The organism is Protofrankia sp. CiP1_Cm_nod3 (genome assembly GCF_982290655.1).
The window spans coordinates 1-3,903 of record NZ_CEVIVD010000250.1; the positions used below are offsets into that span (position 1 = coordinate 1).

The 3,903-nt window shown below is 70.3% G+C and carries 5 protein-coding genes and 1 tRNA gene; 1 reads left to right on the plus strand and 5 read right to left on the minus strand.

Annotated features, from left to right (window positions below):
• Position 1 precedes the first annotated feature (1 nt).
• The 3 genes from AC5LUJ_RS23710 to AC5LUJ_RS23720 form a co-directional block, all read right to left on the minus strand.
• A tRNA-Val gene (locus AC5LUJ_RS23710) sits at positions 2-73 on the minus strand.
• A 215-nt stretch (positions 74-288) separates the two neighbouring features.
• Positions 289-693: a hypothetical protein gene (locus AC5LUJ_RS23715; RefSeq protein WP_250282188.1), complete on the minus strand. Its 405-nt coding sequence runs from the start codon at positions 691-693 to the stop codon at positions 289-291.
• Between the two features lie 37 nt (positions 694-730).
• Positions 731-1,189, minus strand: a complete 459-nt coding sequence (locus AC5LUJ_RS23720) for a peroxiredoxin (protein ID WP_250282186.1) — start codon at positions 1,187-1,189, stop codon at positions 731-733.
• A 674-nt stretch (positions 1,190-1,863) separates the two neighbouring features.
• On the opposite strand from AC5LUJ_RS23720, the gene AC5LUJ_RS23725 reads away from it, so the two are divergent.
• A complete protein-coding gene (locus AC5LUJ_RS23725) occupies positions 1,864-2,286 on the plus strand; it encodes a DUF4234 domain-containing protein (RefSeq protein ID WP_250282184.1) in 423 nt (140 codons plus the stop codon).
• A 495-nt stretch (positions 2,287-2,781) separates the two neighbouring features.
• Here the strand turns inward: AC5LUJ_RS23725 and AC5LUJ_RS23730 are convergent, their stop codons facing one another.
• Positions 2,782-3,219 carry a DUF3052 domain-containing protein gene (locus AC5LUJ_RS23730; protein ID WP_250282182.1) on the minus strand — a complete coding sequence of 146 codons (438 nt, stop codon included), beginning with the start codon at positions 3,217-3,219 and terminating at the stop codon, positions 2,782-2,784.
• 186 nt (positions 3,220-3,405) lie between these two features.
• The gene (locus tag AC5LUJ_RS23735; protein WP_250282230.1) at positions 3,406-3,810 is read right to left on the minus strand and encodes a secondary thiamine-phosphate synthase enzyme YjbQ; all 405 of its coding nucleotides are present in this window, start codon (positions 3,808-3,810) and stop codon (positions 3,406-3,408) included.
• Between the last annotated feature and the right edge of the window lie 93 nt (positions 3,811-3,903).

Sequence of the window (3,903 nt, forward strand, 5' to 3'; positions counted from 1 at the left end):
GTGGGCGCGGCAGGGATCGAACCTGCGACCACTCGCTTGTAAGGCGAGCGCTCTCCCGCTGAGCTACGCGCCCGGGATGCTCGTAAGCGTACGCAACAGCGCACGGCTGTGGGGGATGGATGCCACGGAAACCGGTGCCCGGTACGGATGTCGACGTCGTCCGTGCCGGGGAACGTCCGTCCGGGCCCGGCGCGGGGTTGCCGGCTGTCCGGGCGCGCCGCTGGCCCGTGCGTGTGCCCGCTTGGCCCTGCCGCCGGTCGGACGGGCCGAGCGGGCACACGTCACCGGTCACCTCAGGCTGTGGCCCAGCATCCGGGCGAGGGCGGCCTCGACCTCGGCGCTGAGTTCGGGGGGTGCGGGCACCGGCTGTGCGGGCGCCTCCCCCGACGCCGAGGCCGAGGCCGGGGTCGACGTCGACGTACGGATCGGAAGAGCAGAGCCGGCCGGAAGATCAGGACCGGACAGGGCCGGCTGGATCTCCCGGCCGCAGTCCTGGCATGAGATCAGGCCGAGAGCCTTGGCCAGGTGTGTCGAGCCGCAGTTGCCGCAGCGGTCGAGGGTCTGCGACCAGCCGACCGTCTGCTGGCACTGCGGGCAGAACAGCACCTGCTCACCCGCCACGACCGCCCGCCGCCACGGGCTGGCTCCCCGGGTGGGGTCGGTCTGGCGGGTGTGACAACGAAAGCACGGCATCCTGCAACCTGATGTGACGGGAAAGAGCGGGTGCAGCCTACAGCGCGGCGAGCGCCTTGAGGTACTCGGTGTGGTCCCGGGCCTCACCGGGGCCGTTCACGATCTTCCAGTGGACGACGCCCTCCTTGTTGATGATGAAGGTCGCCCGGACGGCGAATCCCTTGCTCTCCTCGAAGACGCCGTAGCTGCGCGCCACCTCGCCGTGCGGCCAGAAGTCGGCCAGCAACGGGAAGTCGTATCCCTCGCGCTCCGCCCACACCTTGTGGGCGTAGGGCGAGTCGACCGAGACCGCGAGAACCTGCACATCGTCGTTCTGGAACGACGAGAGATCGTCGCGGACCGCGCAGAGCTCGCCCTGGCAGATACCGGTGAAGGTCAGGGGGTAGAACAGGAGGACGACGTTACGCCGCCCACGGAACTCCGAGAGTGCGACCTCCTCGTTGTTCTGATCACGCAGGGTGAAGTCAGGGGCGATGCTGCCCACGTCGACGGCCACTGGCACATCCTCTCGACAGTAACGGTGTGTATTCGGATAAGGGGCGGCTGGCCACCCGTTCCCAGCATGCCATCTGATCGGCCCCTGGATCAGGATCCCCCGCGCCGGTGGCCGCCCGCGCCGGCGCCGCCGGCCACCACCTCCCGCCGGCCTCCTGTCACCTCCTGTGCTTCCCGGTCCGTCATACGGCGCCGATGTGGCCGGAGGCTACTGGTCGGATGTCCTGGCCGGTAACGTTCATCCCGTCCCGTCGACCCGGACGCGCCTGCCGTCACCCCGCTCCCACTCGCTTCACGCTTCCATCCGTTTCACCGGGTGTATCCGCTTCCTTCGGCGGCGGACGCCTCGCGCGGCTGCCGGGCGGTCTGCCGGTGTTGTTCCGATCGGCCCGGATCGGCACATCCGTCGGGGTGTATGAAACCGCGAGGGATGTACGAGACGACGGCACACGAAAAAGCAGGGAGCACGGTGACCGATCAGAATTTCGGTCCGTATGGTCAACATGAGTACGGACAGCAGCCGCCTGGGCCACACAGCACGAATCCGTACGACCAGCCCCCGCCGGGGGATCGTCACAGCAGCCTCGGACACGGGGACCAGCCCGGCTACGGGGACCAGCCCGGGCACGGAGGCCAGTTGGATACGGGGCCGGGTACCTCACGCCGGGCGCCCCTGTGCCCGACGTCTACCCGCAGCCGGTGGGCGCGGGTATCCGCGGCCGACGGCGCAACCCCTTCGCGTCCTGGCTCGGCCTGCCTCTGATCACCTTTGGCATCTACGACATCGTGTGGGTCTACAAGACCAACAAGGAGCTCAACGCCTACGACCGGCGGATCGACGTCAACCCGGTCCTGTCGGTGCTCGCGGTGACGCTCGGAGGGCTCCTGATCGTGCCGTCGCTCGTGGCCGTGTGGCGGCTGGGCACCCGCGCCCGCCAGGCCCAGCGGGCGGCCGGCCTGCCCGAGCTGAGCGCCGGTGTCGCGTTCGTCCTCTGGCTCGTCGGCGGCGGCCCGCTGTACCTCCAGTATGAGATCAACAAAATCTGGGACCGTTACCCGGGCTCGGTGGAAGGACAGCAGGTACCTCTGTACGCCTGACCTGTACGCCTGACCTGTACGCCTGGACGAGCCTGTACGTGCGCCTGGCTCGCCGGCCAGGCGCACGGAGGCGCACGGAGGCGCACGGAGGGATGGCCACACGGCGGGACGGCCATACAGCCCCGCCGGCCAACACGGCGGGGACCGCGTCCGCGGCCGTCCGCCCGGATGGGAGACCATGTCCTCCCGGGCGGGCGGTCTGAACGGCGTCCGCGACCGCCCGTCCGGGCACGATCGGGGCAAGTGTGCCGGCGGGTACGCCTTCCGGCCCGGTGGGTGTACCCACCAGCACACTCGCGTCGGTCTTCTCCGATGGCCGGCACTCGGCGGTGGGCACCCACCGGCCGAGTACCGGCCGCCGCGAGACCGCCCGGCGGGGATGCCCACGGCGCACGGCGACACCGGCCACCCGTCCTCGTCCTCCCGGTTGAGGCCCCCTGTCCTCCCGGTTGAGGGGGGCCCGCCCTGGTGGACGGCCAGCGCCCTGGCGGACGGCTAGCGGTGCCGGACCCGTTGGGACTTGGGAGCGGCAAGCCGCATGCCGGCCCACTCGGTGGCGACGCTGACGGTGCTCGTCTGCACCAGGCCGACGGCCGGCACCGCCTCCAGCACATCGCTGGGCTCCACGTGGCCGGGCCGGCCGGCCTTCGGTGTCAGCAGCCAGATCACACCGGCCTCCGACAACTGGCGGCGCGCGTCGATGAGTGCCTCAACAAGGTCGCCGTCGTCGTCCCGCCACCACAGCAGCACGACATCGACCACATCGTCGGAGTCCTCCGGGACGAGTTCCGTTCCGCTGGCCGAGGTGACGGCGTCGAGAAGATCATAGGCGATGTCGTTGTCTTCGTTGAGCGACTGAACCAGTACCCCGGGCGTAATGCCCAGACGTTCCGCACGCCGCTGACCCTCGGCGTTCGCCGCGGTCGGACTCACCCTCAACAACCTCCTGCTCGTGTCAGCTGCCCGCGGGCACGCCGCCCGTGAGCACCGGCTGTACGGCACGGCGGTTGTTCGATCCACCTGCTGCGCGCACCACCGTGGACCTAGTCCACCGGAGCACCCCGGGGCAGCGCAAGTGCCACGCCGGTAGTTGTGGACAAAGGTGCCACCCGTACCGGCTCATCCGGACAGAAACGAGAGTCGAACAGTGCGTTCAGGATTGTCCACGTTGAGATCCACGAGCGCGATCGACTGCCACGTCCCCAGGAGCAGGCGGCCGTCGAGGACCGGCACGGTCAGCGACGGGGAGATCAGCGCCGGCAGGACGTGCGAGCGCCCGTGGCCCGCCGAGCCGTGCGCGTGCCGCCAGCGGCTGTCCGCCGGCAGCAGCTCGCCGAGCGTGGTGAGCAGGTCGGCGTCGCTGCCCGAGCCGAGCTCGAGCAGGGCGACTCCGGCGGTCGCGTGCGGGACGAACACCGACAGCAGCCCGTCCCCGCGCCCGGCCACGAACCGACGGGCATCATCGGTGAGGTCGTGGACACGCTCTGTCCCGCCAGTGTGTACGGACACCGTGGTCGTCTCCATGCCCCGCCCTCTCCCGGCCTTCTTCCCCGTACTTCCCCTCGCTTCCCCGCGCTTCCCCGCACCGCCGCCACTTCCCCCCACCGCCAGCCCGCC